A 17,871-nucleotide genomic window follows, 5' to 3' on the forward strand; every position below is an offset into this window, starting at 1 on the left:
TTCGGGCGCAGGTCATCGCTGGACCTTCCGGCCCGTCTGCTGGGCCAGCAGGTCGGCGGCCTCCTTGAGTGCGGCGGCCGGGTCGGCGCCCTTGAGCAGGACCTTGCTCTGGGCGTCGTCGACGACCTTGAGCGCGCGCGGGTAGTCGGCGGAGTAGTTGGTCACGTAGGAGGGCTGCTTGAGGGCGTTGAGGAAGATCTCGCCCTTCTTCTGCCCGCTGAAGAAGGCCGACGACTCGTGGAAGATCGGGTCGTCGTAGGCGGACATGAGGGCGGGCGCGATGCCCTTCCCCTTGTAGATCTTGACCTGGTTCTCGGGCCGGGTGAGCACGAACTCGGCGAAGGCGTAGGCGGCCTCCCGGTACTTGCTGGTCCCCGCCACGGCCAGGTGGGTGGAGTTGACCGTCGCCGAGACCTTGCCGCCCTGGGTCACGGCCGGCGGCAGCCGTACCTTCCACTTGCCCTTCTCGGCGGGGACGGTCTCCTCGATGATGCCGCCGAACCAGGTGGGCATCGGCTGGACGGCCACGGAGCCCTTCTTCATCGCGCTGATCATCGTGTTCCAGCCGCCGCCCAGGTCGGCGACCAGGCCGGCGTCGTTCAGCTTCTTGATGATCGTGAGGGCGGTGACCGCCTGCGGCGTGTCGAGCGTGATGTTGCCCTGGATGTCGAAGTAGAAGCTGTCCTGCAGCTGGAGCAGCATCTGGAAGAGGCCCGCGGAGTCGGCCTGGGTGGCGGCCTTGTCGACACCGAGCAGCTGGACGCCGGTCTTCTTGAGTTCGGTCCCGGCCTCGATCAGCTGGTCCCAGGTCTGCAGCGCCTCGACGTCGATCCCGGCCTTGTCGAACAGGTCGGCGCGGTAGTAGAAGCCGGCCGAGTTGGCCTCCCAGGGCAGCGCGTAGACCTTGCCGTCGCGGCTGACGGTCTCCCACATGCCCAGGGCGAACTCGCCCTTGTGCCGGTCGGCGCCGAGGGGCACCAGGTCGGCCAGCCCGCCGGGGAACTTCTCGATGTAGGCGGGCAGGTAGTCGACGCCGATGTGCAGCACGTCGCCCAGGCCCTGGCCGCCCGCGGCCATCCCTGCGGTGATCTTGTCCCAGATGGCGGGGTTGCCGATGTCCTGGACGTCGACGGTGATGCCTGGGTACTGCTTCTGGAAGTCGGGGACCAGCTCCTTCATCATCGCGGCCGGCCCCTGCCAGCTCCAGACGGTGATGCTCCCCTTGGCCGCGGTGCCGGTCGGCCCCACCTTGGCGGGCGCGGCGCCTCCCCCGCCGCCGCACGCGGAGAGTGCGGCGCCTCCCGCGGCCAGGGCACTGAGCTGGAGAAAGCGTCGACGGTCGAGGTTGGCCATGGTCGGTCTCCCGGGGGGTGCAGAGATGGTGGCCTGACGCGCCGAGACGTTACCTCGCCGATTCGCCGACTTGCAAGCATTGAACGAAAACTTTCAGGCAGTCATTGACAGGCTGCCGACAGCGCGCTGAAATAGCACCAATCCCACAAAACTCCACATCTATCGGGAGAGTTCATGTGCGAACCCGTTCGGATCGGTACAGCAGAAAAGGCGCGAGCCCGCAGGCCACGCGCCTTTCCGCCGCTGATCAAGGGCTACGAGGAGTGGGTGCTCCAGTAGTCGTCCGCGGCCTTCTGGATCGTCTCCAGCACCTGCTGGAGGCTGTCCGGCTCGCCGACGAACCTGCCGAAGCCGTCGAGGGCTGCCGTCAGCACCGGCGGCGGCGTGGCCTCGAAGTAGCGGTTGACCAGGCGGTACTTGCCGCCGCCCGCGTCCTTGGTGACCTGACCGAGCGCCTCGTCCTTGATCTCGACCTTGGGGTTGGCGCTCACGTCACCGCGGCTGCTTGACCACTTCTCCTGAGCCGGGGCGGTGGTCCACCACTTCAGGTACTTCGCGCTCGCCTCGGGGTCGGGGGCCTTGGCCAGCGAGCAGAGCGGGCCGCTCTCGAAGATGATCGAGGGCTTCGGCAGTGCGGGGTTGACGTTGGGGATGACGAAGAAGCCGTAGTCCGTGCCCGCCTTGAGGTCGCGCTGGGTCATGCTGGTGTTGAACCAGGTGCCCGAGGAGACCATCGCGGTCTTGCCGCTCTTGAGCAGGTCGGCCGGGTCGGTCTTGTCGCCGGGGTTGACGAAGTAGCCGGCGTCGATGAGCTGCTTCCACTTCTGCATGACCGCGACCACGCCCGGGTCGGTGTACTTGGCCTTGCCGGTGGACAGCTTGTCGTACAGATCCGGATCGGTGCCGGCCATCAGCTGCTCGAACCAGACGAAGGAGAACAGCACGCTGGTGTGGTAGAAGGGCGTGACCTTGTTCTTCTTCAGCGTGTCGGCGATCTTGACCAGGTCGTCCCACGTGGCCGGGGGCTGCAGGCCGTACTTGTCGAAGACCTTCTTGTTGTAGAACATGCCCCAGTAGGCGACGTTCAGCGGCACGCAGTACTGCTTGCCGTCGATCGTGTAGTACGGCTGGAGATCCGGCGAGAGGTCGCCCGCCTTGATGGCCTCCTGCCAGACGGCGGAGGTGTCGGCCACCTGCTTCTGTTTGACGATCTCCTGGAGCTGGCCGCCCGTGGTCCAGGTGAACAGGTCAGGCTTGACGTTCGTGCGGAACGAGGCCTTGATGAAGGCCTGGTAGGTCGGCTCGTCGGTGTAGCCGACCGGCTTCATGTTCAGGCCGATCTGCTGCTTGGACAGGGTGCCCATCTGCTCGAAGTACTTACTCCAGGCGCCCTTGTCGTTGTAGAGCTTCAGCTCCGTCTTGCCGGCTTGTTTCGGGGCGGTGCCGGCGGAGGAGCATCCGGCGAGGACTAGGCAGGCGACGATGGCGGCGAGTGACCGGATCACGCGCGGCCTCCTGTTCGGTTGGGGGCCCGATGGTGAGTGATCTAATCACTTGATGTCTCGGGTGTCCATAGCCGAGGGAACCACGGCTCGCCGCGCGGCTTCCCGGTGGTCGCGGGGCGTCATGCCGTACCTGTCCTTGAACAGGCGGGCGAAGTACGACTGGCCGGAGAAGCCGCAGCGCTGGGCGATCTGCCCGATCCCCTCGGTCGTCGTGGTCAGCAGCAGGGCGGCGTGCTCGAGCCGCCGCTCGACGACGAAGGTGATGGGGCTGCAGCCGTAGTGCCTGCGCATCGAGCGGGCCAGGTGCCCGGGGCTGACCGCGGCCAGCGCCAGCAGGCGGGGCAGCCCCTCGCGCAGGTTCTCCTCGCGGCTCATCGCGACGCGGGCCGACACCAGCCAGCCCGGCCGCTGGTCCACCGCACTGCCGTCGGCCCCCTCCAGCAGCGGGACGACCGCCGACCAGAGCCTGACCAGGTCCAGCATCCGCGGCAGGCCGGCGCCCAGCGCCCTGGCGAACTCCGCGCCGACCTGCCCGCCGGGGTCGGTGCGCACGGAGAGCGGCAGGTCGCGCCGGTCCCACTCGGGCAGCCCGACGAGGTCGGCGAAGACCCGCCAGCGCTCGCTCGGGAAGGCGATGTTGATGAAGCGCATCCCCTCGGCCGTGGCCGAGAACTCGTGGCGGTCGTGCGGCCTGACCAGCACCACGTCGCCCGCGCGCAGCGGCTGCTCGCTCTCGCCCACCCGCTGGGCGCCCGCCCCCGTGGTGACGAAGACCAGCTCGTGGAAGTCGGCGTGGCTGTGCGGCTCGGGCCGGTCGCGGCGACTGCCGCTCACCGGCACCAAGGCCGCGTGGTACGGCAGGCCGGCCGCGAACTCCACCCACCGCAGCACGGTCGACATATCAGGAAATTAATACTTATGGAGCGGCGAGTTCTAGTAACTCCCGGCCGTAAGGCCGAAGAATCCGGATCGACACCGATCCGCAGAGGAGCACATGGTGAACGCCGACTACGACCGTGACGGCTACTTGATCTTCCGCAACGTCATCGACCGGCACCTGATCGCCGAGGCGAGCGCCCATGTCGAGTGGCTGCAGGCCAAGTACCCCGACCGCCTCGGCGAGGACCTGGCCACCGAGCTCGTCGCCGACGACCCGTTCTGGGTGCGGCTGGTCAGCGACGAGCGGCTGCTCGACCTGGCCGAGCTGTTCGTCGGCCCGGACATCGCGCTGTTCGCCTCGCACTACATCAGCAAGCCGCCCTTCTCCGGCAAGCCGGTCCTGTGGCACCAGGACGGCGCGTTCTGGCCGCTGGACCCGATGCGCGTGGTCACGCTCTGGCTGGCCGTCGACGAGGCCACCCCGGAGAACGGCTGCCTGCGGGTGGTCCCGGGCTCGCACAGGCAGGATCTGCACGAGCTGCGGCAGCGCGACGACATCGACAACGTGCTCGGTTCGGAGAGCGCGGTCACGGTCGACGAGTCACAGGCCGTGGACCTGGTGCTGGCGCCCGGCGACGTCGAGGTCCACCATCCGAACATCCTGCACAGCTCCAGCGCCAACACCTCGCCCAGGCGCCGCTGCGGGCTGACCATCCGCTACATCCCGACCTCTACCCGGATCACCAGCGAGCAGCAGCCGTTCGTCTCGGCGCTCCTGCTGCGCGGCGATCCGGGGGTGAACGTCTACCAGCCCTTCCCCGTCTACCGGGAAGGTGAGCACATGTCTTTCAAGGGATTGACTGTCAAATGATTTGATAATTAAATGGCTTGAGTGAATCTCAAAGTCTTCTCCAACGTCGCCGATGAGGCGCGAGCCGTGACGCTGGTCGCGATCGCGCTGTCCTGGCTCGGGCTGGTGATCCACAACTTCGCGGACCTGCCGGGCCAGACCCTGCTCAGCCCCGAGACCGCCGTCCCGACCGTCGGCTATCTGGTGGCCGTGCCGCTGTGGTGGCGCTTCAGGCGGGTCATGTCCTGGGTGCTGCTCGGCTGGGGATGGCTGCAGCTGGTCGGCGGCGGGATCATCAGCGTGCTGCCGCTGCCGTTCCTGCCGTTCGAGCCGGAGCAGACGCTCTACCACTACGCCTTCCATGTCCTGTACGGCGCGCTGCAGGTGCCGCTGCTGATCGTGCTCACCCGGTACCTGCGCGGCCGGTGATAGCCTGGCCGAAATCATGGACAACCTCGCGCGGTCGCTCACCAACGAACTGCTCGATCTGAGCAGCGCCATCGACCTCATCGGCAGTGCGGCGGCCGCGCGGCTGGGTATCAACCAGACCGACCTGATCTGTCTCAACCTCCTGGTGCGCAACGGGCCGATGAGCCCCGGGCAGCTCGCCGCCGCGCTCGGCCTGACGACCGCGGCGATCAGCGCCATGGCCACCAGGCTCGAAGCGGGCGGCTACGCCCGCAGGGAGATCGACCCGAAGGACCGGCGGCGGGTGCTGATGCATGCCTCCCCCGCCGGGGCGCGTCAGGCCTTCGGCTTGTTCGACGACTTCTACGAGGCGACCACCGAGCTCTACGCCTCCTCGAGCGAGCAGGAGCTGCGCGCGCTCGTGGACCTCGTCGCCCGCTTCCGCCAGGTCATCACGGACCACGCCGCCAGGATCCGCTCGGGCGCATAGGAGAGGGCGGGTACGGTGACCCGCCCTCTACCCGTCAGACGCGGGTGAAGTGGAACGGGCAGTGGGTCCGCGGTCAAGAGCGACGACCAGTACGGTCGCCACGGCCAGGCAGGCGCCGATCCACGTGACCGAGGTGACCCCGGCGCCGGCGTTGAGGGCGATCCCGGCCAGCCCGGGGACGAGGCTGATGCCGAGCTGGAAGGCGGAGACGGTGCCGGCCCCGGCCAGGGTCGGCGCGTCCTTCGCGATGGTGAACACCCGCCCGTAGATGGCCGGGTTCAGGATGAATCCGGCGATCCCCAGCAGCAGGACTCCCGGGACGACGGCCACCGCGTGCCCGGCGAAGATCCCGAGCAGCGCCGCGCTGACCGCGATCCCGGCCGCCCCGGTCAGGAGCGCGCGCGTGGGCCACCTGTCGGCGATCCGACCCCCGATCGAGAGCCCGGCGAACGCGCCCACCCCGAACAGCGTGAGGATCGCGGGCACCCACACGCCAGCAATGCCGGTGATACCGGTCAGGAACGCCGCGAGGTAGTTGAACACGATCATGTAAGCGGCGGTGCTCAGGATCGTGACCGCGTAGACGACCCACAGGCGCGGCCGCCTCATGGTCCGCAGCTCGTTCCGCACGCTGAGCTCTCCCTGTGCACGGGTCACCGGGAGCGCGGTCGCGATCAGGATCGCTCCGAGCAGGGTGAGCGCGACCACGCCCCAGAATCCACCCCGCCATCCCGTGAAATAGCTGAACAACGCCCCCGCCGGGCCACCGGCGATCATCGCCAGGCTCAGCCCGCTGACCACCACCCCCGAGGCGCGCGCGGTGCGGTCGGGCGTGACGAGCCCGATCGCGGTGACCGCGGCCACCGCCCAGTAACCCGCATACGCCAGCCCGCACACGAACCGGGTCACCAGCAAGATCGCATAGTTGTCGACCAGCAGCCCGAGCGCCACGCAGGCGGCGAACACCACCTGGGTCCCCACCAGCGTGGCCCGCCGCGGCCAGCGCAAGGTCAGCACGGCCAGCGGCGGCCCGCCGACCATGACCCCCACAGCGAACGCCGAGATCAGCGCTCCCGCGGAGGACAGCGAGATCGCCAGGTCGTCCGCTATCGCCGGCAGCACTCCGGCGAGCAGGAACTCCGCACTCCCCATCGCGAACAGGCTGAACGCGATCAGGTACACCCCCAGCGGCAACCTGGTGCTTCTTGTCGCCTCGATCATGGCGATCACCTCCGGCGCGCCATGCTGGGCTTCCTCTCTTCCCCTCGACAACTTCCGTTGCCATTTCCGGGACAGCCGAGGCTCAGACGGCGGTGGGGACGTCCGTGGGGCGGCGGAGGGATTCGGCGGCGCTGGCGAGCATGGTGGTCGCGTGGCCGAGCAGGGGGTTCGGGTCGGCGGCGCGGCACACGGTGAAGACCCTGCGGACATGGGAGGGGTTGCCGAGCCGGAACACGCACACGTCGTGCGACTCGATCATCGCGAGTTCCGGCACGATCGCCACGCCGAGCCCCTTGCGCACGAGTTCGAAGGGCAGGTTGTAGTCGTTGGTGCGGAACAGCACGTCAGGGTCGAAGCCGCTGGCCGCGCAGATGTGCGACAGGTTGAGCGAGGCGTCCATCCCCTCGGTGTAGGAGATCCACCGCTCGGCGGACAGCTCGCCGAACTGGATGCGCTTCCTGGCGGCCAGCCGATGACCGGTCGGGACGAGCACGTAGAGCGGCTCCTCCATGATCAACGTCATGGTCAGGTCGTTGGGCCAGTTGTGCGGCACCATGCCGTACTCGAAGACCACAGCCAGATCGAGCCGCCCCTCGTTCACGGCAGGAATGGTCCTGTGCGGATCCCCCTCCTCATAGCGAATGTCCACGTTCGGGCGGTCGCGCAGGAACTCGGCCAGTACGGCGGGCACCAGCCGGAACCCGGCGGACCAGAAGCTGCCGAGCCGCAGCCTGCCACGGTGCGCGCTGGCGAACGAGCGCATCTCCTCCTCCGCCGCCTCGAGATCGGCCAGCAGCCTGGCGGCCTTGCGGGCCAGCTCGGCCCCGGCCGCGGTGGGCCGGATGCTGCGCGGCATGCGCTCGAACAGCTGGACGCCCAGGCTCCGCTCCAGCGAGGAGATCTGCTGCGAGATGGCCGAGGGGGTGAATCCGAGGCGCTTGGCCGCGGTCCTGAGCGAGCCGGTGGCGACCACCTCGCGGATGGCCCTCAGCTGGATCGGAGTGAGCATCGACCCAACTTAACAGTCCGGCGGTTTGCATCACCACAGTGCGATCGCCGCGGAACGGCGAAGCGGGCCGCACATGCCTTCCAACTGGTGAAGATCAAGGATAAGGATAAGGAGAACTGAACAGCATGTGCGCGAACGCGCGTGCTCGCCCACCTTGCCGTATCGGAACGGACCCCCATTATTGGTCCTTAAGGAACCAGCACTAAACCCGAGAGGGGGTGTCCTGCGCGATGCGGTTCACCCAAGCAGCCGCCGCATTCGGCCTGGCGGGACTCCTGTCCGTGACAGCCTGTTCGGGAGGCGGCCCGTCCCAGGCGGCCGCCCCGGCACAGCAGAAGAGCCAGGAGCTGCACGACCTCCTGCCCGACAAGATCAAGAAGAGCGGCACGCTGAACATCGCGGCGGGCCACAACTATCCGCCCCTGGTCTTCCTCGACACGGACAACAAGACGGTCGTCGGGCTCGAGCCCGAGCTGATGACGGCCATCGGCCAGGTGCTCGGCGTCGAGGTGACCTACAGCCAGGCCAGCTTCGACAGCCTCATCGCCGGCGTCCAGGCACGCCGCTACGACCTGGCCATCCAGGCGATGCTCGACAAGCCAGAACGCCGCGAGAAGGTCACGTTCGTCGACTACTTCAAGACCAGCAGCTCCCTCCTGGTCCAGGACAAGGACGCGCAGACGATCCGGTCGCTGGAGGATCTCTGCGGCAGGACCACGGCCGTCGAGCAGGGCACCGCCCAGGCCGACGACGCCGAGCAGCAGAACAAGAAGTGCACGGCGGCGGGCAAGCCGGCGGTCCAGGTGCTGGTGTTCCCCGACACGGTCGGCTGCCTGCAGGCCGTCTCCACCGGCCGGGCCAACGCCTTCATCGGCGGCACCCCCACCATCACCTACCAGGCCGCCCAGTCCGGCGGGCGGATGAAGCAGGTGGGTCAGCCCTACCGCTTCCTGCCGTACGGAATCCTGGTCAACAAGGAGGACCAGGCTCTGGCCGGCGCCGTGCGGCAGGCGCTGCAGAAGCTGATGGACAACGGCTCCTACGCCAAGATCCTGACCAAGTGGCAGATGTCGTCGGGCTCTCTCGACAAGGCCGTGATCAACGGCGGCGAGTCTTGACCATGACGCAGCAGACCACGCGCCAGGATTCGCGGACGGAGATCCAGGCGGTACCGCTTCGCCGGCCAGGGCGGTGGGTGGGCGCGGGAGTCCTCGGCTTCCTGGCGATCTTCCTGCTCCAGGGCTGGCTGGCCAACCCGCGCATGCAGTGGGATGTGGTGCTCGAGTACCTCTTCTCGGCCTCGGTCCTGCGTGGGCTGGCCACCACGCTGATGCTCACGGTGCTCGCCATGATCGTCGGTATCGCCGGCGGCGCCGTACTGGCGGTCCTGCGCATGTCGCCCAACCCGCTGCTTGCCGGGCTGAGCGCGTTCTACATCTGGATCTTCCGCGGCACGCCGTTGCTGGTGCAACTGCTGTTCTGGTACTTCCTGTCGGCGGTGGTGCCGAAGATCGGGCTCGGTGTGCCCTGGGGGCCAACGTTCCTGGAGTTCGACACCAACCAGATCATCACCCAGCTCACCGCGGCGATACTCGGCCTCGGGCTGCACGAGGCGGCCTACATGGGCGAGATCGTGCGCGCGGGGATCGCCTCGGTCGACCCCGGCCAGACGGAGGCGGCCCAGGCCCTGGGCCTGACCCGCTTCCAGACCCTGCGCAAGATCATCCTCCCGCAGGCCATGCGGGTCATCATCCCGCCGACGGGCAACCAGGTGGTCTCGATGCTCAAGACCACCTCCCTGGTGTTCGCCATCGCCGTGCCGGAGCTGCTCACCTCGGTCCAGGGCATCTACTCCAGGAACTTCCAGCAGGTCCCGCTGCTCACGGTGGCGTGCTTCTGGTACCTGGTGGCCACGACCGTACTGAACGCCGGGCAGCACTACATCGAACGCAGGTTCAGCAGATGAAGACCGTCATCCGCGCGGAGGGCGTGCACAAGCGCTACGGGACGCTCGACGTGCTGAAAGGCGTCGACCTTGAGGTCACGCAGGGCGAGGTCCTGGCCCTGATAGGCCCGTCGGGGTCCGGCAAGTCCACCTTCCTGCGCTGCGTCAACCACCTGGAACGCATCGACGGCGGTCGTCTCTACTTCCGCGACCGCCTGGTCGGCTACGAGGAGCGCGAGGGGAAGATCCACGAACTGCCGGACACGGCGATCGCCGCGCAGCGGGGCGAGATCGGGATGGTCTTCCAGCGCTTCAACCTCTTCCCGCACATGACCGCGCTCGAGAACATCATGATGGCGCCGATCCTGGTCAAGAAGGAGCCGAAGGCCGAGGTGCGCGAGCGCGCCCACGACCTGCTGGCCAGAGTCGGACTGGCCGACAAGGCCGGCAGCCGCCCCGACCAGCTGTCCGGCGGCCAGCAGCAGCGCGTCGCCATCGCCCGCGCGCTGGCGATGCGGCCCGATCTCATGCTCTTCGACGAGCCGACCTCCGCCCTCGACCCCGAGCTCGTCGGCGAGGTCCTGGACGTCATGCGCGACCTGGTGCGGGTGGACGGCATGACGATGATCATCGTCACCCACGAGATGGGATTCGCCCGCGAGGTGTGCGACACCGTCGCCTTCATGGACGGCGGGGCCGTCGTCGAATCCGGGCCACCCGCCGCCGTCCTCGGCGAGCCCCGGCACGAGCGCACCCGGACGTTCCTCAGCAAGGTTCTCTGATCCTCCGAACGAAAGATCTCCACGTGTCCCGCGTCATCGTTCTCGGCGCCGGAGTCCTCGGTGCCTCCGTCGCCTACCACCTGGCCACCGCCGGGGTTCAGGTCGTCGTCATCGAAGCCGGCGGCCCTGCCGCAGGCACCTCCAGCGCGACCTTCGCCATGGACGTCACCCACCTGAAGACCCCGCGCTCCTACTACGAGCTGAACCGTGGCAGCGCGGCGCTGCACGCCACGCTGGCCGAGGAGCTCGGCGGCCCGTCCTGGCGGCACCCGATGCCCGCCATCCAGTGGGGCGACAGCGACGAAAGCCAGCAGGGGCTCAGGGAACGCGCCGTCCGCCTCAAATCCTGGGGACATCCCTGCCGCATCGCCGACCCGTCCGAACTGCGCGAACTCGCCCCCGCCGTCGACCCCGCCGCGTGCACGGCCGGCGACATCGTGATCCACGACCAGAGCGCCTGGTACGACGCGCCGCTCTTCGTCCAGCGCCTGCTCGACCGTGCCGCCACGCTCGGCGCCGACATCAGGTACGGCCTGCGCGCGAACGCTCTGATCCGCCGCGGCGACACCGTCGCCGGCGTCGAGACCGGCACCCGGCGCTGGGAGGCCGACTGGGTGATCAACTGTACGGGGCCGGACGCCGACCGTGTCGCCGCCCTCGCCGGGACCGGCCTCCCCATGACCCGGATCCCCGGTCTGGTGGGCGAGAGCACGCCCATCCCCGGTCTCCGGCTCGGCGCCATCCTGGCCACGCCCGAGGTGGACCTGCGTCCCGCCCCCGGAGACCGGATCTGCTCCATCTCCTGGCCCGTCGACGCGCTGCTGTCAGGTCAGAGCGACGACGCCCTGGCGGACCGGTTGCACGCCGGCGGCCAGCGCGTCCTTCCCGCGCTGCGCACCGCCCGGCTGGCGGGCGCCCGCCTCGGTGTCCGGCCTGTGCCGGCGGACGGCCTGCCGCTGGTGGGCGCTCACCCCGCCGCCCCCGGCCTGTACCACCTCGTCACCCACAGCGGCGTCAACCTGGCCCCCGAACTCGGCCGCCTCGCCGCCCGGGAGATCACCGAGGGCAGGAGCCAGGAACTCACCGAATACCGCGTGACCCGCCCCATCCCGGCCTCGGTACGTGACGAGAGCCTGACCCTCATGACCACCCGCTAGCCGAGCCGGACCATCACGCGGTACGGCGGGCGGCGAAGGCGCCGTTGAGCAGGCGTACGGCGCGGCCGTCCGCACCCATGACGAAGGCCAGGTCCCACATGTGGTTGCCGGTGAAGCCGTCGTCGGCGGGCAGGAATCGGTGATCGCCCAGGGGGAGCAGGTCCGTCCCCGAGGAGGAGAGCCGGACGTGCAGCCGCCCGTCGGCGCAGGTCACCTCGTAGCGTGAGTCGTGGGTGGCGTAGGTGCCGACGTAGCGCTCGGGTGCGAAGGGCGTGGCGGGATCGGGGGTGGGCAGCGGCGGCTTGGCGATGCCGAGCTCTGACCGCATCACCTCCCGGATCACCGCGTCGGCGAAGGGGTAGCCGCGGTCGGCCACGTTGACCACCGTCGCCACGGCCAGGTCGTGTTCGGGGAGCCACAGCAGCGTCGAGGACCCGCTGGGCGTCGTGCCGCTGTGGCCGTAGACGCGCACGCCGTCCCAGATCTTCAGGTAGGGGCCCAGGCACCAGTGGTCGGCGAAGCAGCGCGTGGGCACGTCCACCTGCGGCGTCTGCATCTGCTCGACCGTGTCGGGCGACAGGACTCCCCCGCCGGCGCGCAGGAACAGGCGGGCGAAGGCGACCAGGTCGGTGGCGCTCGCGCAGAGCGTGGATCCGGCCGGCCCGAGGCCGCGGGAGAAGAAGAACGGCCGGACCAGCTCGCCGCCGGCGTGGCCGACCGCCACCCGGTGGTAGAGCAGCTCGTCGGCCACGCTGGCGGTGTGGGTGAGCCCGGCGGGGACGAGCAGCAGGTCGCGCAGGGCTTCGTCCCAGCTCTGTCCGGTGAGCCGCTCGACCAGCAGGCCGGAGACGACGGTCGAGGCGTTGGTGTAGCCGAATCCGGCGCCCGGCTGGTGGATGGGCGGTATGTCGGACAGCAGCTCGACGTAGTCGGCCACGGTCGGCACGTCGACGTAGGGACCGTTGTCCAGTCCGCTGGTCATCGACAGGAGCTGCCGGGGAGTGACCGCGCCGAGAACGGGCGCGTCGAGGTCCACCAGCCCCTTCTCGGCCAGCAGCATGACCAGCGCGGCCGTGTACACCTTGGTCGTGGAGCCGATCTGGAAGAGCGTGTCGCCGGTCACCGGGGTGCCGAGTTCGGCGTTGGCCAGCCCGGTCGCGTAGGAGCGCACGGATTCGCCGCCGGCGACGGCGACCTGGGCGCCGACGACGCCCAGCGACGCCGCGATCTCCTCGATCATGTGGTCCATGAGGTCTCCTAACCGAACAGGGTCGAAGGGTCGAAGGGGATCGGCGCGAGCCGATATCCGGCGGGCGGCGTGACGCCCAGCAGGTGGCGGACCAGGTAGTCCCAGCGCCGCCGGATCACGTAGTGCTCGAAGCCGATGAAGGCGTGCTCGGCCCCGGGCACGATCAGCAGGTCGAAGTCCCTGTCGGTGGCGATCAGCCGCTCGACCAGCCGCATCGTCAGGTGAGGCGTGACGTTGTCGTCCAGCTCGCCGTGGACGAGCAGCAGCCTGCCGCGCAGCCGGTCGGCGAACTCGGGGTTGGCGGCGCGGGCGTAGGCCTCGGCGTCGTAGGGGCCCTGGTAGCTCTCGCCCCACAGCGCGTGGTAGAGCCGCTGGTCGTGGTTGCCGCATTCGGCGACGCCGACCTTGAAGACGTCCGGGTGGTCGAGCATGGCCCTGACGGTGGCGAAGCCGCCGCCCGAACGGCCGAAGACGCCGACGCGTTCCAGGTCCAGCCACGGTCTGGTGGCGGCCAGCTGGCGCAGGGCCGCCACGTGGTCCTCGAGGTGGCCGGCGGATTCCAGCGCGCCGTAGGAGGCGTCGTGGAAGTCCTTGCTCCTGCCCGGGGTGCCGCGCCCGTCCAGGGCGAGTACGGCGAAGCCGAGCGCGGCCACGGCCTCGGCGTCGTAGCCGTACATGCCGGGGTCGAAGGTGGGCTGGACCCGGTTCATCTGGGGTCCCGGGTAGGGGTGGTCGATGACCGGGTAGGAGGCGGCCGGGTCGAAGTCGTGCGGGAGGTACAGCACGCCGTACAGGTCGGTCTTGCCGTCGGCGGCCTTGACCCGCACGCGCTCGGGCGGCCGCCAGCCCGTCTCGAGCAGGCCGGCGATGTCGGCGCGTTCCAGCTCTACCAGCACCTCGCCGTCCCAGCCGCGTACGGTGACCACCGGCGGGACGCCGACCGCCGAGGCGGAGTCGACGAAGCAGGAGCCGTCGTCGGCGACGCTCACCGCATGGTCCAGGTCGTCGTCGGTGATGCGGGTGAAGCCGGTGCCGTCCAGCGCCACCCGGCACACCTGCCGCAGGTAGGGGTCGTGGGGCACCAGGCCGGCGGCCGTGAAGTAGACGCCTGACGCGTCGGCGTGGAGCAGGTCGGTCACCGACCACTCCCCCGCGGTCAGCCGCACGAGCCGCTCGCCGTACAGGTAGAGGTGGCCCCAGCCGTCGCGCTGCGAGTACCACAGCACGCCCTCGGGGATCACCTTCACGATCGGGCGGTGCGCGAACTGCTGAGTGGCCTCGACCCTGGTCGTCCCGCTCTCCACGACCAGCGTGCGCACCTCGCCGGTGTCCGGGTCCAGACGGCGCAGGCGCAGCGTGCGCAGGTCGCGCGACTGCTCCAGGTAGTGGACGGCGCCGTCCCACCACAGCCGGCCGAGCGAGATCGGCGACAGGTACGGGATCAGGATCGGCTCGGCCTTGGCCCGCACCGCGGTGCGCGTCGCCACGTCGAAGACGACCAGCTCGCCGCGCGGCAGGACCTCGTCGCCGGGCAGCGGGTAGCGGTAGGTGTGCAGCACCGGCCGCCCGCCGCCGGCAGGCGCGCTCTCGATCAGGTGCATGGGCAGCACGCCGCGCTGGTCGAGCCGGTGGGTGACCAGCCTGCGCGAGTCCGGCGACCACAGCATCACGGGCGGCAGGTACGGCAGGCCGAGCCGGCGGGCCAGCGTCCGCATCGCGGCGGAGTCGGGGTTGACGCCGTAGCCACGCTCCTCGGTGCCGTCGGTGGTGAGCGGGTGTTCGAGGCCCGTCTCCAGCTCGCGCAGCCACAGGTCGTGCCCCTTGCGGAAGGCGGCGTAGCGGCCGTCGGGCGAGACCACGTCGAGCGGGCCGCGCGGGGGGAGCTCGGTGAGGGTGTAGGTGTCGAGCTCGCAGCGCCGGCGCTTGCCGTCGGCGTCGAGGTCCACCGCGCCGTCCACGAGGGAGATCGACGTTGGCAGGCCGCCGAGGGCCGCGGCCAGCCGATCGTGGTCGAAGGCCGGGACCTTCGTGCGCGCGGCCGGGTCGACGAGGTGGAAGCGCCCGCCGGAGCGGTACCAGAACCGGCCCTGGTCCCAGACCGGCCTGACCTTCCCGCCGCGGACGAGCGTGTCCCTGTTGTGGCCGAGCAGCAGTTCGGCGGTGCGGTACCTGTCGCTCATATCGGTCATGCCATGAAACGTACATGTACAGTATGCGTGACGCATGGTCGCCGATCACGAAGATGCGGCGCGTGGATTGGAGAACCGGACATGCCCAGAGCGCCGCGGGGAAGCCTCAGTCACCGGTTGATCGTGGAGCGGGCGATCCGGCTGATGGACGACGAGGGGCTCGAGGCGGTGACCGTCCGGCGGCTGGCCCAGGATCTCGGGGTGCGGCCGATGGCGCTCTACACCTACTTCCGCGGCAAGGACGAGATCCTCGCCGCGCTCTACGACCACCTGCTCGCGAGCCTGGAGCTGCCTGACTCGCCCGACGCCGGGCTCGACGGCGTCAGGCGGATCATGACCGACTACTTCCGGCTGCTGACCGAGCACAAGGCGCTGATCAAGGCGGGCTCGGGCGGCGAGGCCGACCTTCGGCTGAGCGAGGTGATCTACATGCTGCTGCTGGGCACCGGGCTGGACCGCAGGACCGCGGTGGGCGTGGCGGCGAGCCTGGTCAGGTTCACCGTGGGCAGCGTCGCGCTGTACCAGGAACGCAGCGCCTGGGACGCGGACTCCGACCACTGGAGCAAGGTCCGCTCGTCCCTGCGCGACCTGCCCGCCGACCGCTACCCGATCATGCGCTCCTTCGGCGACGACCTCCCGGAGTTCACCCAGCAGCAGGCCTTCGAGTTCGGCGTCGACCTCATCCTCCGCGCCGCCCGCTAGCTAGCCGGGGGTGCCTCGACCGCCGCTTCTGCGTGCTCCTCTAGCTGGAGGCCTGGCGGGCCCGGTAGCCGGCCACCTTGGCCTGGTTGCCGCAGCGGTCCATGGAGCACCAGCGGCGGCGCCGGGCCTGGGAGTCGTCGAGGAACAGCAGCGAGCAGTCCGGGTTCTCGCACTTCTTGACCCGGTCCAGCAGGGACCCGCCGACCAGCAGGATCCCGTCGCGCGCGACGGCCGACAGGACGGCCCGCACGCCCCCGCCCTGCCAGCGCACGTCCCCCTCTCCCAGCTGGGGCGTCACGTCGGGCAGCCGGGCGGCCGCGTTGACCGTCTCGACATCGCCCAGGTCCGGCCGCTGCCCGCGCATGGCGGCGGTCAGGACGCGGTGCAGCGCCTCGCGCAGGGTGCGGGCCTCCGTCAGGTCCGCCGCGGAGATCTCGTACGGCTCGGCCGGCCCGTAGGCCTGGCTGATCCACTGCCGCAGCGCCTGCGTATCGGCCAGCCGTTCGACGGGAACGGCGTGCCGCATGCCCAGCGTGGCGACGAAGTTCAGGCACGGCCGCCCGCCGATGAAGGGGAACATGCCCGAGATCATACCCCGTTGACACCGGCTCAACAGGTGTCGCACTATGTAACCTCTTCAACCAGTGACAGGAGCGGGCATGCGCGTGGTGCGGATCGAGAAGTTCGGCGGACCTGAGGTCCTGGTGCCGGGACAGGCGCCGGATCCGGTGGCGGGGCCGGGCCAGGTGCTGGTACGGCTGGCCGCGGCGAGCGTGAACCGGGCGGACGTCCTCATCAGGTCGGGCGCCTATCACCGGGCCGGACGGCCGCCCCTGATCCCCGGCCTGGACGGTGCGGGAACCGTGGTGTCGGTCGGCGAAGGCGTGACCGACGTACATCCGGGACAGCGGGTGATGGGCCTGGGCCATGGCATGTACGCCGAACTCGCCACCATCCCCGCGCACGACCTGGCGGTCCTGCCCGGCGATGCCGACCTGACGGTGGCCGCGGCGGTCCCGTCAGTCTGGATCACCGCCTGGTACTGCCTGCACCGCCTGGCCGGGGTCGCCAAGGACGAGACCGTGGTGGTCCACGCCGCCGCCAGCGGGGTCGGGACCGCGGCCGTGCAGGTCGCCGCGGAGGCGGGCGCCCGTGTCATCGCCGTGGCCGGCACTCCGGAGAAGGCCGCCTGGGCCGCCGCGTTCGGCGCGCTTCCCGCGTCCGGCGAAGAGGAGGTCGCCCGGCTGACGGACGGCCGCGGCGCCGACGTCGTGCTCGACACGGTCGGCGGGCCCGTGTTCGCCCAGAGCCTGCGCCAGGTCGCCTACGGCGGGCGCGTCGTGGCCCTGGCCAACGTCGCCCTCGAGCCGAGCCTGGTCAACACGCGCGACTTCTATCCCAAGAACGCCACGATCCGCGGCTTCCAGCTCACCAACCTGATGGACCACGGCTACGAGCCGCGCGAGGACCTCCAGGAGATCGCCACCCGCATCGCCTCCGGCGCCTAACGGGTGCCGATCGAGGCCCGCTTCCCCCTGGAGCAGGCCGCCGAGGCCCACCGCCGGCTGGAGCAGCGCACCACCCGGGGCAAGCTCGTCCTCACCATGGACTAGCTTGCGTTCTGTACCTACTAGTATGTACGGTGACCGCTGATCTGAAAGGACGGAACCCATGCCCTTCGTTCGCATCGACGCCCTCCGCGCAGACGAGAAGCGGTTGGAGGCCCTCGGCCGAGCCGTGCACGACGCCCTGGTCGAGGCCATCGGCATCCCGCCGGACGATCTGTTCCAGGTGCTCAACGGCCACGACGACGGCCGCCGCCTCATCCGCTACGACGACGGCTATCTGGGCATCCACCGCGACGACGACCTCGTCTTCTTCGCCATCACCATGCGCTCCGGCCGCACGGCGGCCCAGAAGCAGGCCCTCTACCGGAGGATCGCCGACCTGGCCCACGAGTACGCGGGCACCGAACCCCGCAACGTCTTCGTCACCATCACCGAGAACGAGCCTCTCGACTGGTCCTTCGGTGACGGCGTCGCCCAGTACGCCCTGTAGAGGAGCGTGTGCCCGGAGAATTTCTCCGGGAGGGCTGTCCGGATAGGCGGACGCCGTTCGTCACCATGGTGACA

General features: G+C 69.7%; 17 protein-coding genes and 1 pseudogene. 10 read left to right on the plus strand and 8 right to left on the minus strand.

Annotated features, from left to right (window positions below; all coding sequences use genetic code 11):
* Nucleotides 1-12: 12 nt before the first annotated feature.
* The 3 genes from ACIBHX_RS39620 to ACIBHX_RS39630 form a co-directional block, all read right to left on the minus strand.
* The gene (locus ACIBHX_RS39620) at nucleotides 13-1,353 is read right to left on the minus strand and encodes an ABC transporter substrate-binding protein (protein WP_397072607.1); all 1,341 of its coding nucleotides are present in this window, start codon (nucleotides 1,351-1,353) and stop codon (nucleotides 13-15) included.
* Nucleotides 1,354-1,607: 254 nt separating this feature from the next.
* Entirely contained in the window at nucleotides 1,608-2,858 is a 1,251-nt protein-coding gene (locus ACIBHX_RS39625) for an ABC transporter substrate-binding protein (RefSeq protein WP_397072608.1), read from the minus strand.
* A 45-nt stretch (nucleotides 2,859-2,903) separates the two neighbouring features.
* On the minus strand, nucleotides 2,904-3,758 hold the full coding sequence (locus ACIBHX_RS39630; protein ID WP_397072609.1) for an AraC family transcriptional regulator: 855 nt from the start codon (nucleotides 3,756-3,758) through the stop codon (nucleotides 2,904-2,906).
* Between the two features lie 97 nt (nucleotides 3,759-3,855).
* Between ACIBHX_RS39630 and ACIBHX_RS39635 the strand changes: the two genes are divergently transcribed.
* The 3 genes from ACIBHX_RS39635 to ACIBHX_RS39645 are packed head-to-tail and all read left to right on the plus strand — an operon-like array spanning nucleotide 3,856 to nucleotide 5,485.
* Nucleotides 3,856-4,608: a phytanoyl-CoA dioxygenase family protein gene (locus ACIBHX_RS39635; protein ID WP_397072610.1), complete on the plus strand. Its 753-nt coding sequence runs from the start codon at nucleotides 3,856-3,858 to the stop codon at nucleotides 4,606-4,608.
* Between the two features lie 21 nt (nucleotides 4,609-4,629).
* Nucleotides 4,630-5,016: a hypothetical protein gene (locus ACIBHX_RS39640; protein ID WP_397072611.1), complete on the plus strand. Its 387-nt coding sequence runs from the start codon at nucleotides 4,630-4,632 to the stop codon at nucleotides 5,014-5,016.
* A gap of 16 nt (nucleotides 5,017-5,032) precedes the next feature.
* The gene (locus ACIBHX_RS39645) at nucleotides 5,033-5,485 is read left to right on the plus strand and encodes a MarR family winged helix-turn-helix transcriptional regulator (RefSeq protein WP_397072612.1); all 453 of its coding nucleotides are present in this window, start codon (nucleotides 5,033-5,035) and stop codon (nucleotides 5,483-5,485) included.
* A 27-nt stretch (nucleotides 5,486-5,512) separates the two neighbouring features.
* Here the strand turns inward: ACIBHX_RS39645 and ACIBHX_RS39650 are convergent, their stop codons facing one another.
* Together ACIBHX_RS39650 and ACIBHX_RS39655 are read right to left on the minus strand one after the other, a co-directional pair.
* A complete protein-coding gene (locus ACIBHX_RS39650) occupies nucleotides 5,513-6,706 on the minus strand; it encodes an MFS transporter (RefSeq protein ID WP_397072613.1) in 1,194 nt (397 codons plus the stop codon).
* Between the two features lie 82 nt (nucleotides 6,707-6,788).
* The gene (locus tag ACIBHX_RS39655; protein WP_397072614.1) at nucleotides 6,789-7,715 is read right to left on the minus strand and encodes a LysR family transcriptional regulator; all 927 of its coding nucleotides are present in this window, start codon (nucleotides 7,713-7,715) and stop codon (nucleotides 6,789-6,791) included.
* Nucleotides 7,716-7,945: 230 nt separating this feature from the next.
* Here ACIBHX_RS39655 and ACIBHX_RS39660 point away from each other — a divergent pair, with 230 nt between their 5' ends.
* The 4 genes from ACIBHX_RS39660 to ACIBHX_RS39675 are packed head-to-tail and all read left to right on the plus strand — an operon-like array spanning nucleotide 7,946 to nucleotide 11,599.
* Nucleotides 7,946-8,833 (plus strand): ABC transporter substrate-binding protein, encoded by an 888-nt coding sequence (locus tag ACIBHX_RS39660; RefSeq protein WP_397072615.1) that lies wholly within the window; start codon nucleotides 7,946-7,948, stop codon nucleotides 8,831-8,833.
* 2 nt (nucleotides 8,834-8,835) lie between these two features.
* On the plus strand, nucleotides 8,836-9,681 hold the full coding sequence (locus tag ACIBHX_RS39665; protein WP_397072616.1) for an amino acid ABC transporter permease: 846 nt from the start codon (nucleotides 8,836-8,838) through the stop codon (nucleotides 9,679-9,681).
* Nucleotides 9,678-10,442 carry an amino acid ABC transporter ATP-binding protein gene (locus ACIBHX_RS39670; RefSeq protein ID WP_397072617.1) on the plus strand — a complete coding sequence of 255 codons (765 nt, stop codon included), beginning with the start codon at nucleotides 9,678-9,680 and terminating at the stop codon, nucleotides 10,440-10,442. The genes ACIBHX_RS39665 and ACIBHX_RS39670 overlap by 4 nt, the downstream gene beginning before the upstream one ends.
* Before the next feature lie 23 nt (nucleotides 10,443-10,465).
* Nucleotides 10,466-11,599, plus strand: coding sequence for an NAD(P)/FAD-dependent oxidoreductase (locus ACIBHX_RS39675; protein WP_397072618.1), 1,134 nt, complete (start codon nucleotides 10,466-10,468; stop codon nucleotides 11,597-11,599).
* A gap of 13 nt (nucleotides 11,600-11,612) precedes the next feature.
* Here ACIBHX_RS39675 and ACIBHX_RS39680 read toward each other — a convergent pair whose 3' ends face one another.
* Nucleotides 11,613-12,848: a serine hydrolase gene (locus ACIBHX_RS39680; protein ID WP_397072619.1), complete on the minus strand. Its 1,236-nt coding sequence runs from the start codon at nucleotides 12,846-12,848 to the stop codon at nucleotides 11,613-11,615.
* A gap of 8 nt (nucleotides 12,849-12,856) precedes the next feature.
* Nucleotides 12,857-15,037 carry a prolyl oligopeptidase family serine peptidase gene (locus ACIBHX_RS39685; protein ID WP_397072620.1) on the minus strand — a complete coding sequence of 727 codons (2,181 nt, stop codon included), beginning with the start codon at nucleotides 15,035-15,037 and terminating at the stop codon, nucleotides 12,857-12,859.
* An 81-nt stretch (nucleotides 15,038-15,118) separates the two neighbouring features.
* On the opposite strand from ACIBHX_RS39685, the gene ACIBHX_RS39690 reads away from it, so the two are divergent.
* Entirely contained in the window at nucleotides 15,119-15,739 is a 621-nt protein-coding gene (locus ACIBHX_RS39690; protein ID WP_397072621.1) for a TetR/AcrR family transcriptional regulator, read from the plus strand.
* 40 nt (nucleotides 15,740-15,779) lie between these two features.
* Here the strand turns inward: ACIBHX_RS39690 and ACIBHX_RS39695 are convergent, their stop codons facing one another.
* Complete coding sequence (locus tag ACIBHX_RS39695) at nucleotides 15,780-16,319, minus strand: CGNR zinc finger domain-containing protein (RefSeq protein WP_397072622.1); 540 nt, start codon at nucleotides 16,317-16,319, stop codon at nucleotides 15,780-15,782.
* A 79-nt stretch (nucleotides 16,320-16,398) separates the two neighbouring features.
* Between ACIBHX_RS39695 and ACIBHX_RS39700 the strand changes: the two are divergent.
* Both ACIBHX_RS39700 and ACIBHX_RS39705 read left to right on the plus strand, forming a co-directional pair.
* Nucleotides 16,399-17,352: pseudogene (locus ACIBHX_RS39700) on the plus strand (zinc-binding alcohol dehydrogenase family protein).
* Between the two features lie 58 nt (nucleotides 17,353-17,410).
* Nucleotides 17,411-17,797 carry a tautomerase family protein gene (locus ACIBHX_RS39705; protein WP_397072623.1) on the plus strand — a complete coding sequence of 129 codons (387 nt, stop codon included), beginning with the start codon at nucleotides 17,411-17,413 and terminating at the stop codon, nucleotides 17,795-17,797.
* Nucleotides 17,798-17,871 lie beyond the last annotated feature (74 nt).

Source organism: Nonomuraea sp. NPDC050536, assembly GCF_044457685.1.
GTDB lineage: Bacteria > Actinomycetota > Actinomycetes > Streptosporangiales > Streptosporangiaceae > Nonomuraea.